The organism is Streptomyces sp. QH1-20, assembly GCF_041283565.1.
GTDB classification, from domain to species: Bacteria; Actinomycetota; Actinomycetes; order Streptomycetales; family Streptomycetaceae; genus Streptomyces; species Streptomyces syringius.
Genome location: NZ_CP166299.1, coordinates 4,262,561 through 4,285,303 on the forward strand (window position 1 = coordinate 4,262,561; position 22,743 = coordinate 4,285,303).

General features: G+C 72.0%; 22 protein-coding genes, 1 tRNA gene and 1 other RNA gene. 15 read left to right on the forward strand and 9 right to left on the reverse strand.

Going from position 1 to position 22,743, the window contains the following annotated elements; genetic code table 11:
- Positions 1–329: 329 nt before the first annotated feature.
- The 5 genes from AB8O64_RS19220 (at position 330) to AB8O64_RS19240 (ending at position 5,796) form a co-directional block, all read left to right on the forward strand.
- A complete protein-coding gene (locus AB8O64_RS19220; protein ID WP_370420207.1) occupies positions 330–692 on the forward strand; it encodes a MerR family transcriptional regulator in 363 nt (120 codons plus the stop codon).
- 344 nt (positions 693–1,036) lie between these two features.
- Positions 1,037–1,240 carry a cold-shock protein gene (locus AB8O64_RS19225; protein WP_018536328.1) on the forward strand — a complete coding sequence of 68 codons (204 nt, stop codon included), beginning with the start codon at positions 1,037–1,039 and terminating at the stop codon, positions 1,238–1,240.
- 319 nt (positions 1,241–1,559) lie between these two features.
- Positions 1,560–3,104, forward strand: a complete 1,545-nt coding sequence (locus AB8O64_RS19230; RefSeq protein ID WP_370420209.1) for a DEAD/DEAH box helicase — start codon at positions 1,560–1,562, stop codon at positions 3,102–3,104.
- A gap of 54 nt (positions 3,105–3,158) precedes the next feature.
- Positions 3,159–3,467 (forward strand): SCO5918 family protein, encoded by a 309-nt coding sequence (locus tag AB8O64_RS19235; RefSeq protein WP_370420210.1) that lies wholly within the window; start codon positions 3,159–3,161, stop codon positions 3,465–3,467.
- 301 nt (positions 3,468–3,768) lie between these two features.
- Positions 3,769–5,796, forward strand: a complete 2,028-nt coding sequence (locus AB8O64_RS19240; RefSeq protein ID WP_370420211.1) for a M6 family metalloprotease domain-containing protein — start codon at positions 3,769–3,771, stop codon at positions 5,794–5,796.
- 31 nt (positions 5,797–5,827) lie between these two features.
- Here AB8O64_RS19240 and AB8O64_RS19245 read toward each other — a convergent pair whose 3' ends face one another.
- Both AB8O64_RS19245 and AB8O64_RS19250 read right to left on the reverse strand, forming a co-directional pair.
- On the reverse strand, positions 5,828–6,661 hold the full coding sequence (locus AB8O64_RS19245; protein WP_370420213.1) for a methyltransferase domain-containing protein: 834 nt from the start codon (positions 6,659–6,661) through the stop codon (positions 5,828–5,830).
- Positions 6,658–7,581 carry an NAD(P)/FAD-dependent oxidoreductase gene (locus tag AB8O64_RS19250; protein ID WP_370420214.1) on the reverse strand — a complete coding sequence of 308 codons (924 nt, stop codon included), beginning with the start codon at positions 7,579–7,581 and terminating at the stop codon, positions 6,658–6,660. Before AB8O64_RS19250 ends, AB8O64_RS19245 begins: the two co-directional genes overlap by 4 nt.
- An 80-nt stretch (positions 7,582–7,661) precedes the next feature.
- Between AB8O64_RS19250 and AB8O64_RS19255 the strand changes: the two genes are divergently transcribed.
- Positions 7,662–8,228 carry a helix-turn-helix domain-containing protein gene (locus AB8O64_RS19255; RefSeq protein ID WP_370420215.1) on the forward strand — a complete coding sequence of 189 codons (567 nt, stop codon included), beginning with the start codon at positions 7,662–7,664 and terminating at the stop codon, positions 8,226–8,228.
- Between the two features lie 199 nt (positions 8,229–8,427).
- Positions 8,428–10,035, forward strand: a complete 1,608-nt coding sequence (gene dacB / locus AB8O64_RS19260) for a D-alanyl-D-alanine carboxypeptidase/D-alanyl-D-alanine-endopeptidase (protein WP_370420219.1) — start codon at positions 8,428–8,430, stop codon at positions 10,033–10,035.
- 54 nt (positions 10,036–10,089) lie between these two features.
- Here dacB and AB8O64_RS19265 read toward each other — a convergent pair whose 3' ends face one another.
- Positions 10,090–10,455, reverse strand: a complete 366-nt coding sequence (locus tag AB8O64_RS19265) for a PH domain-containing protein (protein ID WP_130878411.1) — start codon at positions 10,453–10,455, stop codon at positions 10,090–10,092.
- 51 nt (positions 10,456–10,506) lie between these two features.
- Here AB8O64_RS19265 and AB8O64_RS19270 point away from each other — a divergent pair, with 51 nt between their 5' ends.
- Positions 10,507–10,809 (forward strand): hypothetical protein, encoded by a 303-nt coding sequence (locus AB8O64_RS19270; protein WP_370420221.1) that lies wholly within the window; start codon positions 10,507–10,509, stop codon positions 10,807–10,809.
- A gap of 31 nt (positions 10,810–10,840) precedes the next feature.
- On the opposite strand, the gene AB8O64_RS19275 is transcribed toward AB8O64_RS19270, so the two are convergent.
- Positions 10,841–11,233 (reverse strand): VOC family protein, encoded by a 393-nt coding sequence (locus tag AB8O64_RS19275; RefSeq protein WP_356451322.1) that lies wholly within the window; start codon positions 11,231–11,233, stop codon positions 10,841–10,843.
- 45 nt (positions 11,234–11,278) lie between these two features.
- Complete coding sequence (locus AB8O64_RS19280; protein ID WP_370420223.1) at positions 11,279–11,425, reverse strand: hypothetical protein; 147 nt, start codon at positions 11,423–11,425, stop codon at positions 11,279–11,281.
- A 103-nt stretch (positions 11,426–11,528) separates the two neighbouring features.
- Between AB8O64_RS19280 and AB8O64_RS19285 the strand changes: the two genes are divergently transcribed.
- Positions 11,529–12,170: a TetR/AcrR family transcriptional regulator gene (locus AB8O64_RS19285; RefSeq protein WP_370420224.1), complete on the forward strand. Its 642-nt coding sequence runs from the start codon at positions 11,529–11,531 to the stop codon at positions 12,168–12,170.
- Positions 12,171–12,288: 118 nt separating this feature from the next.
- Here AB8O64_RS19285 and AB8O64_RS19290 read toward each other — a convergent pair whose 3' ends face one another.
- Entirely contained in the window at positions 12,289–12,813 is a 525-nt protein-coding gene (locus AB8O64_RS19290) for a hypothetical protein (protein WP_370420225.1), read from the reverse strand.
- A gap of 60 nt (positions 12,814–12,873) precedes the next feature.
- Positions 12,874–13,392: a hypothetical protein gene (locus AB8O64_RS19295; protein WP_370420227.1), complete on the reverse strand. Its 519-nt coding sequence runs from the start codon at positions 13,390–13,392 to the stop codon at positions 12,874–12,876.
- Positions 13,393–13,564: 172 nt separating this feature from the next.
- On the opposite strand from AB8O64_RS19295, the gene AB8O64_RS19300 reads away from it, so the two are divergent.
- Together AB8O64_RS19300 and AB8O64_RS19305 are read left to right on the forward strand one after the other, a co-directional pair.
- Positions 13,565–14,239, forward strand: coding sequence for a TetR/AcrR family transcriptional regulator C-terminal domain-containing protein (locus AB8O64_RS19300; protein WP_370420228.1), 675 nt, complete (start codon positions 13,565–13,567; stop codon positions 14,237–14,239).
- A 181-nt stretch (positions 14,240–14,420) separates the two neighbouring features.
- Positions 14,421–15,815, forward strand: coding sequence for a serine hydrolase domain-containing protein (locus tag AB8O64_RS19305; protein WP_370420229.1), 1,395 nt, complete (start codon positions 14,421–14,423; stop codon positions 15,813–15,815).
- A gap of 34 nt (positions 15,816–15,849) precedes the next feature.
- On the opposite strand, the gene AB8O64_RS19310 is transcribed toward AB8O64_RS19305, so the two are convergent.
- The gene (locus AB8O64_RS19310; protein ID WP_370420231.1) at positions 15,850–17,271 is read right to left on the reverse strand and encodes a PLP-dependent aminotransferase family protein; all 1,422 of its coding nucleotides are present in this window, start codon (positions 17,269–17,271) and stop codon (positions 15,850–15,852) included.
- Here AB8O64_RS19310 and AB8O64_RS19315 point away from each other — a divergent pair.
- Together AB8O64_RS19315 and AB8O64_RS19320 are read left to right on the forward strand one after the other, a co-directional pair.
- The gene (locus AB8O64_RS19315; protein ID WP_370420232.1) at positions 17,270–18,508 is read left to right on the forward strand and encodes an aminotransferase class V-fold PLP-dependent enzyme; all 1,239 of its coding nucleotides are present in this window, start codon (positions 17,270–17,272) and stop codon (positions 18,506–18,508) included. The genes AB8O64_RS19310 and AB8O64_RS19315 overlap by 2 nt on opposite strands.
- Entirely contained in the window at positions 18,505–19,839 is a 1,335-nt protein-coding gene (locus AB8O64_RS19320; protein WP_370420234.1) for an MFS transporter, read from the forward strand. Before AB8O64_RS19315 ends, AB8O64_RS19320 begins: the two co-directional genes overlap by 4 nt.
- A gap of 75 nt (positions 19,840–19,914) precedes the next feature.
- On the opposite strand, the gene AB8O64_RS19325 is transcribed toward AB8O64_RS19320, so the two are convergent.
- Positions 19,915–19,999: transfer RNA gene (locus AB8O64_RS19325), tRNA-Ser, on the reverse strand.
- A gap of 121 nt (positions 20,000–20,120) precedes the next feature.
- Here AB8O64_RS19325 and ffs point away from each other — a divergent pair.
- Positions 20,121–20,215, forward strand: an RNA gene (ffs, locus tag AB8O64_RS19330) — signal recognition particle sRNA small type.
- 88 nt (positions 20,216–20,303) lie between these two features.
- A complete protein-coding gene (locus tag AB8O64_RS19335; protein ID WP_370420236.1) occupies positions 20,304–22,652 on the forward strand; it encodes a DNA polymerase III subunit gamma and tau in 2,349 nt (782 codons plus the stop codon).
- Positions 22,653–22,743: the final 91 nt, after the last annotated feature.

The window sequence follows — 22,743 nt, forward strand, 5'->3', positions numbered from 1 at the left end:
CGACGGGCGGCGCGGCGGCGCCGCCCGTGCTCGTCCGGCGCCCATGTCCAGGGCAATTGGATAGAAATTCCGCCGGGGGAGCGCGAAAACCTGTCATGGTGACGGTAGACATGGACTTTGTGCGGGGCTAGGCTTTTTCCTGTAACCGGTGTGAGCATCACCGGCACCGGCAGTGAAGCGCCGGAGGCGGGACGTACGCCGCCCTCCTGGGTCGACACAAAACGGTGGAATTCGGCGCACATCGCCGACGGGTGGTGCTCAAAAACGCCTCGGGATCCCGGTGCCACACACGGCGCCGGGGGCTTCGGCGCGTCCCAGAAAAGGTGCGAATGCCCCCAGAGAATCAACCGTCCGCCACCGATCGACTCGACGACGACGACTACCCCGCCTACACGATGGGGCGTGCCGCGGAGATGATCGGGGCCACGCCCGGCTTCCTCCGGGCCATCGGGGAGGTCGGGCTGATCACCCCCCTGCGCTCCGAGGGCGGCCACCGCCGCTACTCCCGCTATCAGCTACGTGTCGCCGCCCGGGCCCGGGAGCTCGTCGACAGCGGCACCCCGATCGAGGCCGCCTGCCGCATCGTGATCCTCGAGGACCAGCTCGAGGACGCCCTCCGGATCAACGAGAAGCTGCGTCGGCCCGGCCCCGACGACCCCGCCCCCGGGGAACCGGACGAGGTCGGCGGCTGACGCGGGACATCCGACGCTCGGGCACCCGAGGCGCGCACCGTGCGGACGGCCGGGACGCCGAATATCTATTGCCGCAGCCATAGAAATCAGTGCAATGCGCGGTAAGGATTTATGGCGCAGCGGGCGGAGTGAAATTACTTCCCGTGCCCGACCGCTCGCAGCGTGCTAGTCTGGATTCCAGTTGCAGTTGTGGTTACCCAAGGACTTCAAGTGCGCTTCCCGGCATTCCATGCCGGAGAGTGCTCTTTCGTATTTCCGGTGCTTTCCGGCCGGGGCGATCATCACAGCGACACGAGGGCCGCACAGTGCGGACCTCGGGCATTTTGCCCCGAAGGAGATATGACATGGCTACTGGCACCGTGAAGTGGTTCAACGCGGAAAAGGGCTTCGGCTTCATCGAGCAGGAGGGTGGCGGCCCGGACGTGTTCGCCCACTACTCGAACATCGCCACCCAGGGCTTCCGTGAGCTCCAGGAGGGCCAGAAGGTGAACTTCGACGTCACGCAGGGCCAGAAGGGCCCGCAGGCGGAGAACATCGTCCCCGCCTAAGCGCGCTGACGCATGACGTAGCTGGGGCCCGCACCTTGGGTGCGGGCCCCAGCTCGTTGCTTTTTCAGGGGTCCCCCGCGGTGCGCCGCACGGGCAACCCCCTTTTCCCGGATCATGGCGGACAAACCGCCCCGTGACTCCGGCCGCACAGACCGCCCATGGCTTCGCCGTACGGCGCACAGCCGGGCGCACGCCGGTCCCGACCCAGGCGACCGGCTTCGATTTCGTCTTTTCTTCGGTTCGTTCTTGCGATCTCTGAGCGGCTCATCGCAGGCCGCCGGGAATTCCTCGATACGTGCCGTATCGAGGAAGGTTCCACTTGAACCGCACAACCCGTTCGAACGACCGTTACGCCCGCTCCGGCAAGGGCGGCTCCGCAGGCTCCGGCCGCGGTTTCCGCGAGCAGGCCCAGGGCCGGTCGGGTGGCCAGGGCCGCGCACAGTCGTCCGGCCGCTCCGGTGGCTACGGGCGGCGCCCCGCCGCACGGCAGGGGGAGTTCGCCCTGCCGGTGACCATCACCCCGGCGCTGCCCCCCGTCGAGGCGTTCGCCGAGCTCGGCCTGCCCGCCGAGCTGCTGACGACGCTCACCGGCCTCGGTGTGACCGAGCCCTTCCCCATCCAGGCGGCGACGTTGCCGAACTCGTTGGCGGGTCGGGATGTCCTGGGTCGTGGCCGGACGGGTTCGGGTAAGACGTTGGCGTTCGGGCTGGCGTTGCTGGCCCGTACCGCCGGGTTGCGTGCCGAGCCCAGGCAGCCGGTGGCGTTGGTGCTGGTGCCGACCCGGGAGCTGGCGCAGCAGGTCACCGACGCGCTCACCCCCTACGCCCGGGCGTTGAAGCTGCGCATGGCGACGGTGGTGGGTGGCATGTCGATCGGTCGTCAGGCCGGTGCGCTGCGCGGTGGCAGTGAGGTCGTCGTGGCGACGCCGGGGCGGCTGAAGGATCTCATCGAGCGTGGTGACTGCCGGCTGGACCGGGTGAACATCACCGTGCTGGACGAGGCCGACCAGATGGCCGACATGGGCTTCATGCCCCAGGTCACCGAGCTCCTGGACCAGGTGCGTCCCGAGGGTCAGCGGATGCTGTTCTCCGCCACCTTGGACCGCAACGTCGATCTCCTGGTCCGCCGCTACCTCCACGACCCCGTCGTCCACTCCGTCGATCCTTCCGCCGGTGCGGTCACCACGATGGAGCACCACGTCCTGCACGTGCACGGTGCGGACAAGTACGCCACGACCACGGAGATCGCCGCCCGCGACGGGCGGGTGATCATGTTCCTGGACACCAAGCACGCCGTGGACCAGCTCACCACCCACCTCCTGAACTCCGGAGTACGGGCCGCGGCCCTGCACGGGGGGAAGTCCCAGCCCCAGCGCACCCGGACCCTCGCCCAGTTCAAGACCGGGCACGTCACGGCGCTGGTGGCCACGAATGTCGCCGCCCGTGGCATCCACGTCGACAATCTCGACCTCGTCGTCAACGTCGACCCGCCCAGCGACCACAAGGACTACCTCCACCGCGGCGGCCGCACCGCCCGCGCCGGAGAATCCGGCAGCGTCGTCACCCTCGTCCTCCCCAACCAGCGCCGTGACATGACCCGCCTCATGGCCGACGCCGGCATCACCCCGCACATCGCCCAGGTCCGCTCGGGTGAGGCCGAACTGACCCGCATCACCGGTGCCCAGGCACCCTCGGGCGTCCCCGTCACCATCTCCGCGCCGGTGGCCGAGCGCCCCAAGCGCGGCTCGGCGCGCGGCCAGCGCAGCCGTCCGGCCCAGGCGCGCCGCTCCGCCGCCTCCGCCTCCGCGCGGGAGCGCTCCGGCGGCGCCGCCCAGCGCCGCACCCCGCCCCGTAACGCCGCCTGATCCCCCCCGGTCCGCATCCGCTACCGGTCTTCCCTCCCACCCTGTTGAGGCACTATGCGCTGCGTCATCGCCCGCTTCCCCTTCGACCTGGTCAAGAGTGAGGTCGAGCATTCGATGAAGGGCGTCAAGCCCGAACCCGTCACGGGTCCGTCCGTGACCATCGGCCGCCGCACCTACCCCGTCAAGCAGGTGGGGGAAGTGATCACCCGGCAGGACCGGCGTGACTTCACCGCGGGCGAGGTGACCCGGGCGCTGACCCGTCTGGGCTTCACCTGCAACGACGTCCCCGCGCCGGCGCCCGCCGTCGCCCCGACCCCGTTCGAGACGGCGTCGGCTCTGCTCGGCGCGCCGCCGGTCGGCTGACGGCCGGACTCGTCACCACCGCCCCGGCTCGCACGGGGTGAAGGAGAATTCGCGGAGTACGTCCGGGGGTTCGCGGCCCGGGGAAGCGGCACGCCGTCCCCGGGCAGCGGCATGTCCGATGCCGACAGTGTCTTGAGGGCCCCGGCCGGTTCCACCGGCCGGGGCCCTTCGTCGTCCTCACAAACGTCACGCGGGCACTCTGGCGTCACGTCTCCCTCAGCTCTACCTTGACCGCGGTGGGGCACTCCCATCGAACGGCTTGCCATCTCCTCGTCCGATGACTTCAGACAAGAGGTGAGTCTTGTTCCTCCGCCGCAGACGCGTCCGTCGTTCAGGTCGGTTACGCGCGCTCAGCGTTCTCGCTCTGCTCCTCGGTGTCCTGGCCGCCGTCGCCGCCGGACCCGCACGGGCGATACCCGACACCGGCCCCCGGCCGCGACCGCCCCTCGTCCAGCCGATCGACCCACAGCGCTGGCGCAACCCCGACGACATGACCTGGGCCGAATACCGCCCGGTCCCCGGCACCGACTGGGCCAACCCCGACGTCAAGCCCACACAGCGCACGTTCAAGGGCGCCCTGGTGCTTCTGGACTACCCCGATGAGGAGTTCTCGGTCAGCAGGCCGCCCGGCTCCAACATCTTCGGCAACCCGCTGCCCGCCGCGTCGAACATCCCCCGCGCGCAAGTGCCCAGGTTCTACCAGGACTTCCTGAACAAGCCGGGCGCGCTCAACCGCGGGCACACCATCAACGAGTACTGGATGGAGGACTCCGGCGGCCGCGTCGGCGTCGACCTGACCGCCTTCGGCGTGTACCGCATGCCGTGGAAGTCCTACCAGTACGGCATCGAGCCCGGGATGAACCCCGGAGCCTGCCCGGTCGGGGACACCTGCGGCAAGGACATCCGCGCCGACGGCAAGCGCACCTGGGCCGCCGACGTGGGCGCCGACCGGGTCGACGACTTCGACTTCGTCTTCTACCTCACCGCCGGGGTCGACGAGTCCTCCGCCTGGCAGGAGTTCGGCCAGATGAAGTTCGCGTCCCCGCAGGACGTGCCGGCCACCTGGGGGCCGCCGTCCCCCGTCCCCGGCGGCGGGAACGCGGCCCGCACCCGCTATGTGCCGTGGACGTCCTGGCAGGCGGCGGCCCGTATCTGGCCCAACGCGGCGAACGGGTCCTCCACCCAGGCCGAGAGTTCCGGCATGGCCACGTTCGCCCATGAACTCAGCCACATCCTGGGCATCGGGGACAACTACAACAACCCCTACGGCCAGCCCTTGAGCCGTGCCTACACCGGCATCTGGGGCATGCTCTCGCGAGGTTCGTTCAACGGCCCCGGCGGCCCGCACACCCGCTGGCAGGTGCCCGCCGCGGCCGGCGGCTCGATGGGCGCCCAGCACGTCCTGCGCGACAAGCTCAAACTCGGCATCGTCGACGAGAAGAACGTCCTGCGGCTGGACCGCGACGCCCTGAAGAACTCCGGCCTCGTCGTCGCCCGCGTCACCGCCCGTTCCGCGCCGCCCGGCGAGAAGGGGCTCACCGGCGTCAACATCACCATGCGCCGCGATCTCTCCCCGGCCTGCGACCGGGCCACCGACCCGCTCTGCGACGGCGGCGGCTACGAGAACTACACCGTCGAAGTCGTCGACCGCATGGGCATGGACTCGTTCACCCCCGACAGCGGGGTGCTGCTGAGCAAGACCAAGAACGCGGACCGGGCCCCGTTCGTCTGGGCGGTCGACGCGCACCCGGAGGACATCGACCTGGTGGACTTCACTCGCCCCGACGGCACCCCGCAGAAGATCACCATGGGCGACTACCGGCAGCTCAGCGACGCGCTCTTCCACGCGGGAGCCGACTCCGGCAGCTCCTACGAGTACGTCGACGAGGCCAACCGGCTGCACTTCTACATCCTCGACGTGCGGCGCGACGCCTCCGGAGTGCTCTCCTACGACGTCGGTGTGAAGTCCCTGGACGGCGCGGGACCGCAGCAGCGCGGGATCGCGCTCGGCCGGGGCACGGCGAAGGGCGATCCCGCGAACGGCCGGGCCATGTGCACCTTCGACCTCCGCAACACCGGGCGCGCCACCTCCGACGATCCCCGGCTGTCCTTTGACGTCTACCGGCTGTCGGCCACGGCCTCCGGGCGTGGCTGGTCCGCCTGGCTCCCCAACCGGCTCACCACCGCCGCGGCCGGAGCCACGGTCCCCGTCGGCGTCGCCGTGACCGCGAAGCCGGGGGCCGAACGGAACGGCAAGGTCGTCCTCACCGCCCGTTCGGAGAGCGACCCCCGCAGGACGGCCACGGCCACCTGCACGCCGGGCCGGTAAGGGGAGAAGACCCGTGCACCCAGGGCGAGCCCTAGGGCCGCTGCCCGAAGTGCACGGTCTTCGCGGTCAGCAGGAACAGGTCCTCGCGCCGGTCGACGCCCGCCGGGTCGGCCGGGTCGAGCAGCCGGTCCAGCGTCGCCAGGTCCTCCGCGTCCAAGAGCTCGTCGAACATCTTGCGCTGGCGCTCCAGCATGCTCCGCACCGACTTCCGCGGTCCGTCGGCCAGCGGAGCGGGGTGGTCCACGAGGAACGTCCGGCTGCGGACCCCGGTGAGTCCCGCGGCCCGCAGCATGCCGGGCCAGTCCTCGACCACCGCCACCGATCCGGGCAGCTCCTCGCGCATGCGGTTGAACCGTTCCGCCATCTTCACGTCCAGCCGGGACTGCAGCCCCGGACGGCCGAAGCCCAGGTCGCGTGGGAGCTGGCGGGTCGGCAGGCCGCCCTCGACGACGGCCAGCACACCGCCGGGCTCGAGGAGCCCGGCCAGCCGGTCCAGCGCTCCCTGCTGGTCGCCGACGTGATGCACGACCTGCCCCGACCACACCAGGTCCGCCGTGCCCACGTCGGCGAGGCCCTCGGGGAACTCGGCCACCTGGGTCCGCAGTTCGACACCGAGCCGCTCGGCCCGTTCCCGGGCGCGGGCCAGCAGCTCCGGCGATCCGTCCACGGCGGTGACCTCGGCCCGGGGGAAGCGTGCGGCCATCCGGCAGGCAGCGACCCCGGGGCCGCTGCCGATGTCCAGGATCCGGCGCGGCGCGAGGTCCCCCAGCTCCTCCAGGGCCTGGCGTACGTAGGGGCTGTGGGTCTCGCCCTCGAGCTCCAGCAGATCGGCCATCGCGGCCCAGTCGAAGTCCTTGTCGCTCATCGCGCGTACTCCCTCAGCTCTTCCTCGATCATGTCCATGTTCACCGCGAGGGCCGCCTTCGCCCCTGCCGCCGCCGCGACCACCACGTGGGCGCCGGAGTCCACCACGTTGCCGACCGCCCACACCCCGGGCACGCCGGTCAGCCCGCTCGCGTCCACCCGGGTCCGCCCGTCGTCCTCCCGCACACAGCCCAGGCCGTCGAGCAGCGCGTCACGGGGCACGGGCCGGGTGGGCACGAACAGCGCGGACAGCGCCACGACCGTCCCGTCCGCCAGCCGCACGCCCCGCAGTTGGTCGTCCTCGACGACCAGGCCGTCGGCCTTGCCGCTCACGATCCGTACGCCGCGAGCGGTCAGCCGGGCGCGGGTCGCGTCGTCCGGCTGACCGCCGTCGGCGAAGTACGTCACGTCGTCCGACAACTGCCGGACCAGCAACGCCTGGTGCACGGCTCCGGGCTGCCACCCGAGCACCCCGAGCGGCCGGTCGCGCACCTCCCAGCCGTGGCAGTACGGGCAGTGCAGCACGTCCCGGGCCCAGCGTTCCCGCAGGCCGGGGAGGTCGGGCAGGGCGTCGCGCAGCCCGGTCGCGACGATCACCCGGCGGGCCCGGACGAGCGTGCGGTCGGCCAGCTCGGCCTCGAAACCGATCGTCCGGCCGTCACCGCGCCGCACCGCGCGCACCTCGCCCGTGCGGACCCGTCCGCCGTACCGCTCGACCTCGGCCCGCCCGGCGGCCAGCAGCTCCGCCGGTGGGGTGCCGTCCCGCGAGACGAAGCCGTGCACATGCGGGGCCGGCGCGTTCCGCGGTGTGCCGGAGTCGATCACCAGCACCCGGCGGCGGGCCCTGGCGAGGACGAGCGCGGCGTTCAGCCCGCCGGCCCCGCCACCGATGACCAGTACGTCTTCCACTTCTTCTGCCATGGTCGGCCACCTCCTGACGCCGACCCTGCGCCCTGTCCCGCACGATTGACAAACCTTGTTGCCATTCCTGCAATAGGGGAATGGAAGACGTGCTCGCGGCCGTTGGAACGCGGCTCAAACACATCCGCCGGCAGCGCAACTGCACCCTCGCGGCGCTGTCGCAGACCACCGGCATCTCGGTCAGCACCCTGTCCCGGCTGGAGTCCGGGCAGCGGAAGCCGAGCCTGGAGCTGCTGCTGCCGATCGCGCACGCCCACCAGGTGCCGCTGGACGAGCTGGTCGGCGCACCGCCCGTCGGCGACCCGCGCGTGCGGCTGAAGCCGATCCGGCGCGGTGACTCGACGGTGGTGCCGCTGACCCGGCAGCCCGGCGGTCTCCAGGCGTTCAAGATGGTCATCGCCGCCGCCCGCAGCACGCCCGAGCCGCGGACGCACGAGGGGTACGAATGGCTCTACGTGCTCAGCGGGAAGCTGCGCCTCGTGCTCGCCGAGCACGACACGGTGCTCACGGCGGGGGAGGTCGCGGAGTTCGACACCCGGCTGCCGCACTGGTTCGGGAGCACCGGGGAGGCGCCGGTGGAGATCATCAGCCTGTTCGGGCCGCAGGGCGAACGGATGCACGTCCGCGCGAAGCCCCAGGGCGCCTGACGGCCCGGTCGTCGCGGCGGGGGGCCCGGGCCGTCGCCGCGCTGAGGCCCCAGGCCGGGGAGTTGGGGGCGTTGCCCGGGGAGTTGGGGCGTCCGGGGGATACGGCCGCCGCGCCGCGGCCCGCCGGTGATCGCGAGCCATACCCTCAAAGCGCCCATTTCGGGCTCTCGCGCATCCTCACACCACCGGTGGAGTCCGTATGTCACCAGCCGCCACGCGACGCCGGAGCCGACGGCGCGTCCTCAGCACCCTGAGCCTCCTGCTGGCCGGCAGCATCACCGCGACCGGCCTCGCCCAGGCGACACCCGCCCCGTCGGGGAAGCACCACGACCTCGACCCCCGTATCGCCTCGATCATGGACAAGCCGTCCTACCGGCACGCCCGGTGGGGGCTGTTCCAGCAGGACCCGGAGAGCGGCGAGGTGACGCACTCCCGCAACGCCGACCAGTTCTTCATCCCCGGCTCCGCCGCCAAGCTCTTCAGCGTCAGCGGCGCCTGGAGCACCCTCGGCAGCGGGCACCGCTTCGTCACGCCCGTGCACGCCGTGGGCAAGCGCCGGGGGTCGACCCTGAAGGGCGATTTGGACCTGGTCGCCCAGGGCGATCTGACCCTCGGCGGCAGAACACGCGCGAACGGCAGCGTCGCCTACACCGACATCGACCACACCTACGCCAATGACGTTCCGGGCGCGACGCTCACCCGGCAGAATCCGCTGGCCGGCATCAACCGGCTGGCCCGGCAGGTGCGCGCCTCGGGCATCCGGCACGTCGACGGCGATGTGGTCGTCGACCCCCGGCTGTTCCGCCCGGACGTCACGCTCGACCCGACGCCCCGGCCGCTGATCATCAATGACAACGTCATCGATCTGCTGACCACTCCGGGCCGCCGCGCCGGTCAGCCCGCCCGTCTCGACTGGCGTCCGAAGGTCGCGCCCTACCGCGTGACGTCCACCGTTAAGACGGTGGCGGCGGGTAAACCCACTCACATCAACGTGCGGACCTCCGCCGACGGCACCCGCATCCGGCTGTCCGGCACCATCGCCGCCCGCTCCGCCCCGGTCCTGCGGGTGTCGGACATCAAGGACCCGAACGCCTTCGGCCGTACCGCCCTGATCCAGGCACTGGAACGGGCCGGGGTGCAGGTCCGCGCGAAGACCGTCGGCCCCAACCCGACGGGCAGACTGCCGCACTCCTACCGGGGCGCGCCCAAGGTGGCCCGGTACACCTCCCCGCCCTTCGCGCAGTACGCCCGGCTCATCTTCAAGGTCAGCCACAACCTCGGGGCGAACCTCGGGATCTGCCTGATGGCCGTGCACGCGGGCAGCACCGACTGCCAGGACGGATTCCCCGTGCTCGCGAAGTTCCTGGACCGTGCCCATGTGGACCGCAAGGCGGTGCAACTGGCCGACGGCCGGGGCGGAAACCCCAACGACCGCGCCACGCCCCGCGCGCTCACGCAGATCCTGACGTACTGGCAGCACACGTCCCAGGCGAAGCGGTTCCGCGAGGCACTGCCCGTTCTCGGTGTCGACGGATCCCTCGCGGACAACTGCCGGCGCTGCCCCGCCCGGGGCAAGGTCTTCGCCAAGCCGGGCACCTTCGCGGGTGCCGACGAGCTGAACAACCGCGTGGCCGTGGGCGGGGACACCCTTGCCGGGTATCTCGAGACGCGCCCGGGCCACTACGACGTGTTCTTCGTCGGGGCGAACGGCGCCTCGGCCCGCGACGTCCAGGGCCTCCTCGGCATCCTGAACGACATGGCCGACATCGCCGCGTACCTCCAGCGGAACGCGGCGAGACGGCGCTGAGCGGTCAGTGGTGGGTGGTGTCGAGCCCCGCGGCCCGACGCCACCCACCACCGGCTACCGCGCCACGAACTGCGTCAGGATGGCCTGCACCTCGTAGATGTCGACGCCCTTGGTGAAGGTCTTCTGGATCGGGGTGGGGCTGCCGGACAGCCAGATCTTCAGCTCCGCGTCGAGATCGAAGTGACCGGCGGTCTCCACCGCGAAGTGCGTGATGCTCCGGTAGGGGATGGAGTGGTACTCCACCTTCTTGCCGGTGATCCCTTGCTTGTCGACGAGGACGAGCCGACGGTCGGTGAAGAGCATGGTGTCGCGAATCAGCAGGTAGGCGGCGTGCACCTGCTCGCCGTGCCCCAGGAGCCGCGCGTAGTCCTGCTGCGCCGACACCGGATCGACCGTGTGCGCGTTCCCGAACAGACCCATGTCGGCCCCCCATTTATCGAACTCGACTGTCTCAACACTGTATAGGGCGCTTTGGCACGGAGGATCCCCGCGCCGAAGCACGCTGCCCGGCAGCGGTGTTCAGCACGCCACGGACACCTCGGCGCGCTCGGCGGTGGCGCCGGCCGCGCCCGCCCCGCCGCCCGCCCGGGACCGCAGGCCGAAGGCGCCGACGAGCGCGGCCAGCAGGGCCGCGGCGAGCGGTGCGGACGAGCGCGGGTCCCGTTCGAGGACGCCGAGCCCATCGGCTACGGCCTGGTGTGGCGGGCCGCGGACAACACGACCGCGGTCCGGGCCTTCGCCCGGGCGGCGCTGAAGGCGGCGACGGGGGCGTAGCGCGGGGGCCCGGCGCCCGGGCCCCCGCGGCTCAGGCGTCGGGGGAGGCCTGGACCCACTCGACGAGCTGGATGACGACGCCGTTGGGGTCGGTCATCTGGAACAGGCGCTCGCCCCAGGGCTCTTCGCGCAGCGGCATGGTGATGGGTGCGCCCTCGCTCCGCAGGCGTTCCTCCTCCGCCGCGAGGTCGCTGACCGTGAAGGCGACGATCAGCCCGGACGCGTGCTGGTCGCGCTGCTCGGCCGGGAGGATCTCCATGCCCTTGCGGAGCAGGACGATGTCGACGGCCGCGTCGTCACGGGTCAGGGACGCGAAGCCGTCGTCGGCCATGGCCACCCGGTAGCCGAGGTGACTGGTGAAGAAGTCACGGGAGGCGTCCACATCGGCGACGGTCAGGGAAAGGGTGGAAACGGAGACGTTCACGGCAGCTCCTCGGCGGGGGGTGGTGTGCGGGGCGCGGGGGCGGGGTCAGTAGGTGCGGCGCGGTGCCTGGTGCTGCGCACGGACGGCGGTCCTACGGCCGGTGCGGGGCAGCTCGCGGGTCAGGCGGCGGGTGGTGGCGGCCGGGCCGGTGCCCTGGGCGGCGGCGAGCTTGGCGGTGTTGATCTTTCGCATACGGACTCTCTTTCGCTGAGGCGATTTTTGCGACGGACGTAACTTTATGCACGCTGCGCAAGATCCGTCAAGCATAATTTTGCTACGGATGTAAGATTGCTCCATGGGTATCGAGACACCGGGACTCCGTGAGTCCAAGAAGCAGGAGACCAGGCAGCTGATCTCCGACCACGCCACCCGCCTCTTCATCGAGGAGGGCTTCGAGCGGACGACCATCGCCGAGATCGCTGCGGCGGCCCGGGTCGCCAAGAAGACGGTCACCAACTACTTCCCGCGCAAGGAGGACCTGGCCCTCGACCACCACGAGCAGTTCACCGCGAGCCTGGCCCGCGCCGTCGCCGACCGGGCCGACGGCGAGTCCGCCCTCGCCGCGCTGCGCCGGGAGTTCGACACCGCGCTCGAGCGGCGCGACCCCGTCGCGGGCTTCGCCGGGCCGGAGTTCGCCCGCATGATCGCCGACAGCCCCACCCTCACCGCCCGGCTGCGCGACCTCCACGACCAGCGGGAGGAAGCCCTCGCCGCGGTCCTCGCGGAGGCCGCCCCCGACGCGGACCCGGCCATCGCCCCCCGCGCCGCCGCGGCCCTGCTCGCGGCCGCCCAGCGGCTGCTGTTCCAGCGCATCCAGGAACTCACCCTGGTCGGCCACTCCAACGACAGCATCGCCGCCACGGTGGCCCCGGAGGCGGCGCACGTCTTCGACCTCCTCGCCGCTTCGCTCGGCGACTTCCCCGCGGCGGCGGCCTGACGGCGGCGCCCCTGGGGCGGGCACCCACGCAGACGGGCACACACGAGGGCCCCGGCCGGGTTTCCGGTCGGGGCCTGGAGTCGCTCGGGGGGCATCGGCGTGAAGGACCGGCCTCCGGCTAGAGCGCGAGGAGGGCCATGACGAGGGCCGAGCCGAGGGTCGCGAGCGGAAAGCGGACCAGGACCAGGGGGCGGAGCCAGGCGGGGAAGCCGCTGTCCGCGGCGGCGATCAGGGCCCGGGCGTCGATGGTCCGTGCGGCCGGCTCGGCGGAACGGGCGAAGGCGGCCCGGGTGTAGGCGGTGGCGAAGACCTGGCCGGCGGTGATGAAGCCGACGCCGAGGAAGACCAGCGGCTCGACGATCCAGGACAGCAGACGTCCGGTGGGGCTTCCGGCGAGATTGAGGCCCCCGAGCACGGTGAGGATCACGCCGATGGTGAGGGCGAGCGCGAACTCCCAGGGCTTCTCGCGGAAGGCGATGCCGTGCCGGGCGAGGACGCCGGGCGTGTGGCCCTGGCGCCGTATCTCGGCTTCGGCGGCGTCCTGGGCGGCGCCGCCGCGGAACCAGACGACGACGGGGATGACGAAGAAGGTCGCGGCGAGGAGGAGCTGAAGGACGGCGGCGAGGGTGGCGGCGAGCGGCACGGTATTCCTCCGAGGGGCGGGGTCGGGGGCGATCGGGTCGGGGCGGGGCGGGCGGAGGTGTCAGACAAGAGCCGCGCCGGTCAGCGCGAGGGCGGAGCCGGCGAAGACGACCGTGTGACGGACGTTCTGCAGGACGCGGGTCCAGGCGGGGAAGGCGCCCTCCGCGGCCTTGAGGAAGGCGGCGACGTCGACCCGCAGCAGCTCGGGGTCGCCCTTGCGGCGGAAGGCGGCCTGGACGGACTTCACGGCGCCGAGCTGGCTCTGCAGGATGGCGATGTTCGCGAGGAGCGCGATCGAGGAGAAGACCCAGGTCAGGGTCGTGCCCCAGGGGTTGCCGGCCAGGTTGAGGACGGCCGTGGTGAGCGCCGCGGCGGCGAACCCCCCGGGCGCCCACCACTCGTGGCCGCTCGCGTCGAAGCGCAGCCTGTTCTCCTCCAGGACGGCCGGGCGGATGCCCTGGCGCTCCAGCTCGGCGACGGCCGCCGCCTTGGCGACGCCGCCGAAGCGGTGCCGCAGGAGGGGGATGGAGGCGAAGGCGGCGGCGACGAGGATCTGGGCGACGGCGGTGAGCGTGTTCACGGGACTTCTCCTTCTCGGGGGCGGGCCGGTTCTCGGCGGCCTCTTCGCGGCTCGGCGACTTTTACTTAGTTCAAGTCTCGACGTGGAGAACAGTAGAGCCGGACTTGAACAATGTGCAAGTCCCCTCGTGAACTTTGTGCAAGTCGCGTCGTGGGTGACTTATCGTGAGCGCATGCCACGCGACACGCTGACCCGGGAACAGATCGTCCGAACCGCCGTCGAGCTGCTCGACTCGGACGGGCTGGAAGGCCTCAACATGCGCAGCCTCGGCCAGCGCCTGAGCTCGGCCGCCACCGCCGTCTACTGGCACGTCAAGAACAAGGACAACCTCGTCACGCTCGCCGGCGACCAGGTCTGGGACGAGATCCGGCTGCCCGATCTCGACGTCGTCGACTGGCGGACGGCGGCCACCGGCATGGCCACCGACCTGTACGCGATGTTCACCCGGCACCCCTGGCTCGTGCAGGCCTTCGCGACCCATCTCTTCCACGGCGAGGGCAAGTCCCGCCACGACGACCACAACCTCGCCGTCTACGAGAAGGCCGGCTTCGTCGGCCCCGAGGCCGACCGGGCCGCCGCCGCTGTCTTCACCTACGTCCTCGGCAACGCCTCGGGCGCCGCCGCCGCGGCCTCGCTGACCCGCAGGATCGAGCGCGAGGGCGGCGACGCCGAGGAGGTCTTCGAAACCACGATGAAGGAGGCGGCCGAGGTCGCCTCCCGCTTCCCGCGCCTGCGGACCCGTATCGACTCCACCGACTACGCCGAAGCCCCGGACGACACCTTCGCCTTCGGCCTCCAGTCCCTCCTCGACGGCCTGGCGGCCCGTCTGCCCGGCACCACCGCCTGACGCGGGCGCCACTCGGGGTCGCCGCCCGACGGTCCGACGGGCCTTCTTGCACAGCGTTCAAGAAAGTACTTGCACAGCGTTCAACCCTTCCTCTAACGTCTCACTTGTACTTAGTGCAAGTCGTGGGGCGGTGTCACCGCTCCCGCTGCTGACGTGATGAATCGTGGAGGGGGAGAGCGGGATGACGCAGGGGACACAGCAGACGCTGTCGGAGTTCGTCGAGGCGGCGGCCGGGAAGTTCGGGGTGCCCGGGGTCGCCGTCGGGGTGTGGGCGGGCGGCCGGGAGATCTACGCGTGCCACGGCGTGACGAACGTCGACAGCCCGCTGCCCGTCGATCAGGACACGCTGTACACGCTGGGCTCGGTCACGAAGCCCTTCACGGCGACGGCGCTGATGCGTCTGGTCGCCGACGGGCGCGTCGAGCTGGACGCGCCGGTGCGCCGCTACGTCCCCGAACTGCTGCTCCGTGACGAGCGGGCCGCGGCGGAGATCACCGTCCTGCAGCTGCTCAACCACACCGCGGGGCTCGACTGGAGGATGAGCGTCGACACCGGCGAGGGCGACGACGCCCTGGCCGCGTACGTGGCGGAGATGTCCGGCGCGGAGTTGATCGCGCCGCCCGGCACCCGGGCCTCCTACAGCCAGATGGGCTTCAATCTGGCCGGGCGGATCCTGGAGAAGGTCACGGGCCTGACCTACGAGCAGGCCGTCGCCTCGCTGGTGCTGGAGCCGCTGGGGCTGTCGCACACGTCCTTCTCGACCTCCGACGCCCTGACCGGGCGGTTCGCGGTGGGGCACCACCTCACGGAGGACGGAGGGCTCGTCACCGCGCGGCGGTGGAAGGACAGCCGCGCCAACAACCCCGGCGGGGGCGGCGCGTCCTCCGTGGCGGACATGCTTCGCTGGGCGCGGTTCCATCTCGGCGACGGCCGCGCCCAGGACGGCACCCGGGTGCTGCCCGCCGAACTCCTGCGGCACATGCGGGAGCAGACGGTCGCACTGCGGGGCAGCTCGCTCTGCGACGCCTTCGGCATCAGCTGGTTCCTGCGTGACGTGGACGGCGTCCGTACCGTCGGCCACGGCGGGTCGGCCAACGGCCAGTTCGCCGAACTGCTCATCGTGCCCGAGCGTGACTTCGCCGTCGTCGCGCTGTCCAACGCGGGCCCGGACAGCGGCCTCGCCTTCAACCAGTCCGTCGTCGAGTGGGCCCTCGAACACTGCCTGGGAGTGGCCGACCGGGACCCGGACCCGCTTCCCTACGACGCGGCACGGGCCCAAGAGGCCGCCGGGAGCTATGAGAACGAGCTGATGACGCTCACCATCGCCGACGCCGGGGACCGACTGACGATCGAGTGCGCGATCAAGCCGGAGATCCGCGCGGCGGCGGACACCGAACTGCCCCCGGACCTCCCCCCGGCCGACCTCGGCCTGCTGCCCGGCGACGCGGACGACTACCTCGTCACCAACGGCGGTCTGAAGGGGCAACGCGGCTGCTTCACCCGCGACGAGAACGGCGCGATCACCGGTGCCGACCTCGCCGGACGGCTGTTCCACCGCGTCACCGTGGCCGCGTAGGGCCCGTCCGGGAGAGCTCCGCGGGCTCCGGGCCTCACTCCTGCCCGGGGCCGAGATCCGCGAGCGCGGCGCCCAGCCGTCGTACCCCTTCGGTCAGTTCGCCGAGGCCGGCCGTGGCAGCGAACCCGATCCGCAGGTGCGCCGCCGGTGGTTCGGTGGCGAAGTAGCGGCTGCCGGCGCTCACGGCGACGCCGCGTTGCCGGGCGGCGCTCGTCAGTACGGCGTCGTCCACGCCGGACGGCAGTCGGACCCACAGGTGGAGCCCGCCCGTGGGCAGCGTCGCCAGGGTCGCGCCGGGGAGGTCCCGGGTGACCGCGGCGGCCAGCACGGCGCACCGCTCCCGCAGCGCCGTACCGAGCGACCGGACGTGCCGGTCCCAGGCCGGGGAGCCGATCACCTCCAGCGCGGCCTCCTGCAGCGGGCGGGTGACGAAGAAGTCGTCGACCAGGCGCACCGCCCGCATGCGCTCCATCACCGGCCCGCGGGCCACCAGCGCCCCGATCCGCAGGCTCGGTGCCGCGGGCTTGGTCAGTGAGGTCACGTGAACGACCGTGCCGTCGCGGTCGTCGGCCACCAGCGGCCGCGGCACCGGGCCGCCGTGTCCCAGGTGTCGCGCGAAATCGTCCTCGATGACGAACGCGCCCGAAGCGCGCGCGACATCGAGGACCTGGCGGCGACGCTCGGGCGCCAGCACGGTGCCGGTCGGATTCTGGTAGGTCGGCTGGCAGTACAGCAGCCGTGCGCCGGTCATCGCGAACGCGTCGGCCAGCAGGTCGGGCCGTACGCCGTCGGCGTCGAGCGGTACCGGCACCGGCCGCAGCCCCGCGGCGCGGGCCGCGGCCAGGGCCCGGGGGTAGGTGGGCGATTCCACGAGGACCGGGCTGCCGGGCCCGGCGATGGCCCGGAAGGCGATCGACAGCGCGCTCTGCCCGCCCGCGGTGACGAGCACGTCCTCCGCCGCCACACTGCCGCCGATGATGTGGGCGAAGACGGTGCGCAGCTCCGGCAGGCCACCGGCCGGGGCGCGGTCCCAGGCGTCGGGGCGGCGTGCCGCCCGCGCGAGCGCCGTGCTCAGGACCCGGGTGGGCTGGAGCGAGCGGTGCACATAACCGCCGTCCAGGGGAATCGTCCCGGCCGGCGCCGGGCCCGGTGGGTCGGCGATCAGATGGGTGTCGACGGTGCGGTCGGTGAGGGCGACCGTCTGCCAGGACGTGTCGGCGGCGGGGGCTTCGACACCGAGCCGGGTGCGCTGCGCCACGTACGTCCCACTGCCCGGGCGGGTGACCACCGTGCCCTCTGCGGCCAGCGCGGCGATGGCCCGCGCCACGGTCGCCGGGCCGACCCGGTACTCCTTGATCAACTCCCGGCTGCTCGGCAGCCGGTCGCCGGGCGAGAGACGGGCGAGCAGCGCCCGGAGGCTATCGGCCAACTCACCAGAAGTGCTACCGTCATTCATGACAAACAAGAATAGCGCTACTGGATCCGCTCGGGAAGCACTTCAGCTGGACGTCGCCGCTCTGCGGGCCGACACCCCGGGGTGCCGACGGGTCATCCACTTCAACAACGCGGGCTGCGGCCTGCTGGCGGCCCCGGTCCTCGACGCGATGGTCGGCCATCTGAACCTCGAGGCGCGGATCGGTGGTTACGAGGCGTCCGCCGCACAGGCCGCCGAAGTCCGCGGTTTCTACACGGAGATCGCCGCCCTCATCAACACCACGCCCGACAACATCGCCTTCGCGGGCAGCGCCACCCACGCCTACGCCAACGCCCTGTCGTCGATCCCGTTCCAGGCCGGCGACGTCATCCTCACCACCCGCGACGACTTCGTCTCCAACCAGATCGCCTTCCTGTCCCTGCGCAAGCGATTCGGCGTACGCATCGTCCACGCGCCCGACGCCCCCGAGGGCGGGGTCGATGTGGAGGCGATGGCCGCGCTGATGCGGACCCACCGCCCGCGCCTGGTGTCCGCCACCCATGTCCCCACCAACTCGGGCCTGGTCTCGCCCATCGCCGAAATCGGCCGGCACTGCCGCGAGCTGGATCTGCTCTACCTGGTCGACGCCTGCCAGTCGGTGGGCCAGTTCGTCATCGACGTGGAAGAGATCGGCTGCGACCTCCTCACCGCCACCTGCCGCAAATTCCTCCGCGGTCCGCGCGGTTCCGGATTCCTCTACGTCTCCGACCGCGTCCTGCGCGCGGGCTACGAACCGCTGTTCATCGACATGCACGGCGCCCGCTGGACCGGGCCGGGCGACTACGCGCCCGTGGCGACGGCGGCCCGGTTCGAGGAGTGGGAGTTCCCCTACGCCACAGTGCTCGGCAGCGCCGCCGCGACGCGCTACGCCCGCGAGGTCGGCATCGAGGCCATCGAGCAGCGCACCCCGGCGCTCGCGGCCCGGCTGCGCGACCGGCTCGCGCCCCTGCCCGGGGTGCGCGTGCTCGACCGCGGCCCGCGCCTCGCCGCGCTCGTCACCTTCGCGGTGGAGGGCTGGCAGCCCCAGCCGTTCAAGGCGGCCATGGACGCCCGCAGTATCAACTCCGCACTCAGCTTCCGTGAGTTCGCGCAGCTCGACTTCACGGACAAGGGCGTCGAATGGTGCCTGCGCCTGTCGCCGCACTACTACAACACCGAGGAGGAGGTGGACCACGTCGCCGACGCGGTCGCGGACCTCGTCGGCCGAGGACGGCGATGACCGCAGCGCCGACACACACCGCAGCACCGACAGGCACCGTGGAACCGTCCGAGGAAAGCCTCTGGCACAACCGCGACTTCCTCACGTTCTGGCTCGGCGAGACACTCTCGCTCCTCGGCTCCCAGGTCACGAACCTCGCCCTGCCGCTGACCGCGATCACCGCCTTCCACGCCACCGACGAGCAGGTCGGCCTGCTGCGCTTCCTGCAGCTCGTCCCGTACCTCGGTCTCGCCCTGGTCTTCGGGGTGTGGGTGGACCGCGCCCGGCGGCGTCCGGTCATGCTCGGCGCCAATCTCGTCCGGATGCTCCTGATGGCGCTCGTACCCGTCCTGTACTGGACGGACGCGCTCGGCATGGGCTCCCTGCTGGCGATCGCCTGCGCCGTCGGCGTCGCCTCGGTGCTGTTCGACGTGAGCTGGATGGCGTACGTACCCACGCTCGTACGCGACCCCGCGCACTATGTCGAAGCCGGTGCCAAGACGGGGATGAGCTCCTCGGCCGCCGATGTGGCCGGACCTGGACTCGCGGGCGTCCTGGTCGGCGCCCTGACCGCGCCCGTGGCGCTGATCGTCGACGCCTTCTCCTATCTGGTGTCCCTGGTCTCGCTGCTGCTCATCCGCACGCCCGAGCCCCGTCCCCAGCGGCACGCCGCGCGACGGCACCTGCCGACGGAACTCCGGGACGGGCTGCGCTGGGTGCTGAAGAACCCGGTCCTGCGGTCGCTGGCCCTGATCGGGTTCTGCTGCAACTTCTCCATGGTCACCGTATGGACGATGTTCCTGCTGTACGGAACACGCGACCTGCACCTGGGCCCGACGACCCTCGGCGGCATCTTCGCCACCGCCTCCGTGGGCGGACTGATCGGTGCGGCGATCTCCCGGAAGGTCATCCGGCGCTTCCGGCTCGGGCGGGTCTATCTCGTCGCCCAGTCGGTCCTGCTCACCGGCCCGATGCTGATCGTCCTCGCGACCGGCCCCCGGCCGGTGATGGTGGGGACGCTCGTCCTCTCCTTCTTCACCACCTACCTCGGACTCGGCGTCGCGGGCGTCGTCATCGTCAGCCTGCGCCAGGCGAGCACCCCGCGGTCGATGATGGGCCGGATGACGGCGGTCTTCCGCACCCTGCTGTTCGGCGGCGGCGCACTCGGCGGCCTGTCCGCGGGCCTGCTGTCCGGCCGGATCGGCGCCCACGGCGCCCTGACCGTGGCGGCCATCGGCTCCGCCGCCGTACTGATCGCGCTCGTCCTGTCCCCGGTCAGCCGGCTCACCGGCCTGCCGACGGCACCGGAAGAACCCGGCACAGCGGCAGCGGCCGACTGGGCCGCGGGCTGAGGGAGACCGGAAATCACGAAGGCCCCGACCGGTTTCCCGGTCGGGGCCTTCGTTAGTGCCCGGTGAGGCACTGTGCGGAGGATACGAGATTCGAACTCGTGAGGGGTTGCCCCCAACACGCTTTCCAAGCGTGCGCCCTAGGCCACTAGGCGAATCCTCCGCCGCAAACAATACAAGACGTTGAGGGGTGCTCGCGAACACCTCCCTCGGAGGTGGGTGCCCGGGAGGATCCGGAGGAGGGGGAGGGCGCGAGCAGCGCCCGGGATCGGCTAGGCTGAGGGCAAGCCCCTCACGTGGCGCTATCTCACCTAACTCCCCCAGGGCCGGAAGGCAGCAAGGGTAAGTGGGCTCTGGCGGGTGCGTGGGGGGCCCTTGCGTTTCCCGGGGGGCCTCGGCGGGCCCAGGGCGGGGGTCCGGGCTGTGATCGAGACCACTTGTCAGTGCGGCCCGATATCGTCGTAGGTGTGTCGTCCCTCGCGCTATACCGCCGCTACCGCCCCGAGTCCTTCGCAGAGGTCATCGGGCAGGAGCATGTCACCACCCCGTTGCAGCAGGCGCTGCGCAACAACAGGGTCAATCACGCGTATCTGTTCAGCGGTCCGCGCGGCTGTGGCAAGACGACCAGCGCGCGCATCCTCGCCCGCTGTCTGAACTGCGAGCAGGGCCCCACGCCCACCCCGTGCGGCGAGTGCCAGTCCTGCCAGGACCTCGCGCGCAACGGCCGCGGTTCCATCGATGTCATCGAGATCGACGCCGCGTCCCACGGTGGCGTGGACGACGCCCGTGAGCTGCGGGAGAAGGCCTTCTTCGGGCCCGCCTCCAGCCGCTACAAGATCTACATCATCGACGAGGCGCACATGGTCACCTCAGCGGGCTTCAACGCCCTGCTGAAGGTGGTCGAGGAGCCGCCGGAGCACCTCAAGTTCATCTTCGCGACCACCGAGCCCGAGAAGGTCATCGGCACGATCCGGTCGCGTACGCACCACTACCCCTTCCGGCTCGTCCCGCCGGGCACCCTGCGCGACTACCTGGGCGAGGTCTGCGGCCGCGAGGCCATCCCCGTCGAGGACGGCGTGCTGCCGCTCGTCGTGCGGGCCGGCGCCGGATCCGTGCGTGACTCGATGTCCGTGATGGACCAGCTGCTGGCCGGTGCCGCCGAGGACGGTGTGACATACGCCATGGCGACGTCCCTCCTCGGCTATACGGAGGGCTCGCTGCTCGACGCGGTGATCGACGCCTTCGCCGCCGCCGACGGCGCCGCGGCCTTCGAGGTCGTCGACCGCGTCATCGAGGGCGGCAACGACCCGCGCCGCTTCGTCGCTGACCTGCTGGAGCGGCTGCGCGATCTCGTGATCCTCGCCGCCGTGCCCGACGCCGTGGAGAAGGGCCTCATCGACGCCCCCGTCGACGTCGTGGAGCGCATGCAGGCGCAGGCGTCCGTCTTCGGCGCCGCCGAGCTGAGCCGCGCCGCCGACCTGGTCAACGAGGGCCTCACGGAGATGCGCGGGGCGACGTCCCCGCGGCTCCAGCTGGAGCTGATCTGCGCACGGGTGCTGCTGCCCGCAGCCTTCGACGACGAGCGGTCCGTACGGGCCCGGCTCGACAAGCTGGAGCGCGGTGCCCTCGCCGGTGCCTTCGTGAGCGCGCCGCAGGGTGCCCCCGCGATGGGCTACGCCCCGGGGCCGCAGGCCCACGACCCGGCGGCCGCCTCCGGTCTCACCGGCCCCGCCGCCGCCCGCGCGGCGGTCTCGGGCACGCCCGCCGCGGCTCCGGCCGCTCCCGTCGCGCCCGCTCCCGCCGCCGAGCCGCAGCCCGTACAGCCTCAGCAGCCCCAGCCCCAGCCCCAGCCCCAGTCCCAGGCCCCCCAGCCTCAGGCCGCGGCCGGTGCCTGGCCCACCGCGGCCGGCGGCTCCGAGAACGGCACGGCGAGCGGCGGTAGGCCCGGAGCCTGGCCGTCCGCTGCCGCGCCCGGCACTCCCGCCCCGTCCGCACTACCGGCCGCGCCCGCCCCGGCGCCTCAGGCCGGAGCCTGGCCCTCCGCCGCAGCCCCCGGCCAGGCGCCGCCCGCGCCCGCCCCGGCGGCGGCCCCGGCCGCGTCCGCCGGCTCGTACGGCCAGCAGCAGCCGCAGAGCGGCGGTGACCCCTCCCAGGTGCGGCAGATGTGGCCGGACATCCTGGAGGCGGTCAAGAACCGCCGTCGTTTCACGTGGATCCTGCTCAGCCAGAACGCCCAGGTCGTCGGCTTCGACGGCAGCACGGTCCAGGTCGGCTTCTCCAACGCCGGAGCGCGCGACAGCTTCGCCAACAGCGGCAGCGAGGACGTCCTGCGTCAGGCGCTCAGCGACGCGCTCGGCGTGCAGTGGAAGGTCGAGCTGGTCGTCGACCCCTCCGGCGGCGGCAGCGCGCCCGGCGGCGGCTTCGGAGGCGGCCCGGCCGGTGGCGCGGGCGGCTTCGGCGGGTCCTCCGGCGGCGGGGGCGGCTTCGGCTCCGCCTCCCCGGGTGCCTCGGGCGGTTTCTCCGGAGGCCAGGGCGGCGCCCCCGCCCCGTCCCGGCCCGCGCAGGCCGCCACCGCTGCCCCCGCAGCCCCGCCCGCGGCCCCCGCCCCGCAGGCACGGCAGGCCCCGGCAGCGCCCTCGGCGGGCCAGTTCCAGCCGTCCCAGCCGCCCCGGGAGCCCGAGCCGCGGCATGTCGCCATCGAGGACGACATGCCCGCCGAGGACGACCCGGATCTCGACGACACCGCCCTGACCGGCCACGATCTGATCGTGCGCGAGCTGGGCGCGACCGTCATCGAGGAGATCGCCAACGAGTAGGCGGCGCGTGGGAGCCCGGCGCCACGGACTGCGGGCGACGCGAGGGCGCCGCCCGCACCCCCGGGCGCTCCCGGACTTCTTCCGACGGCGT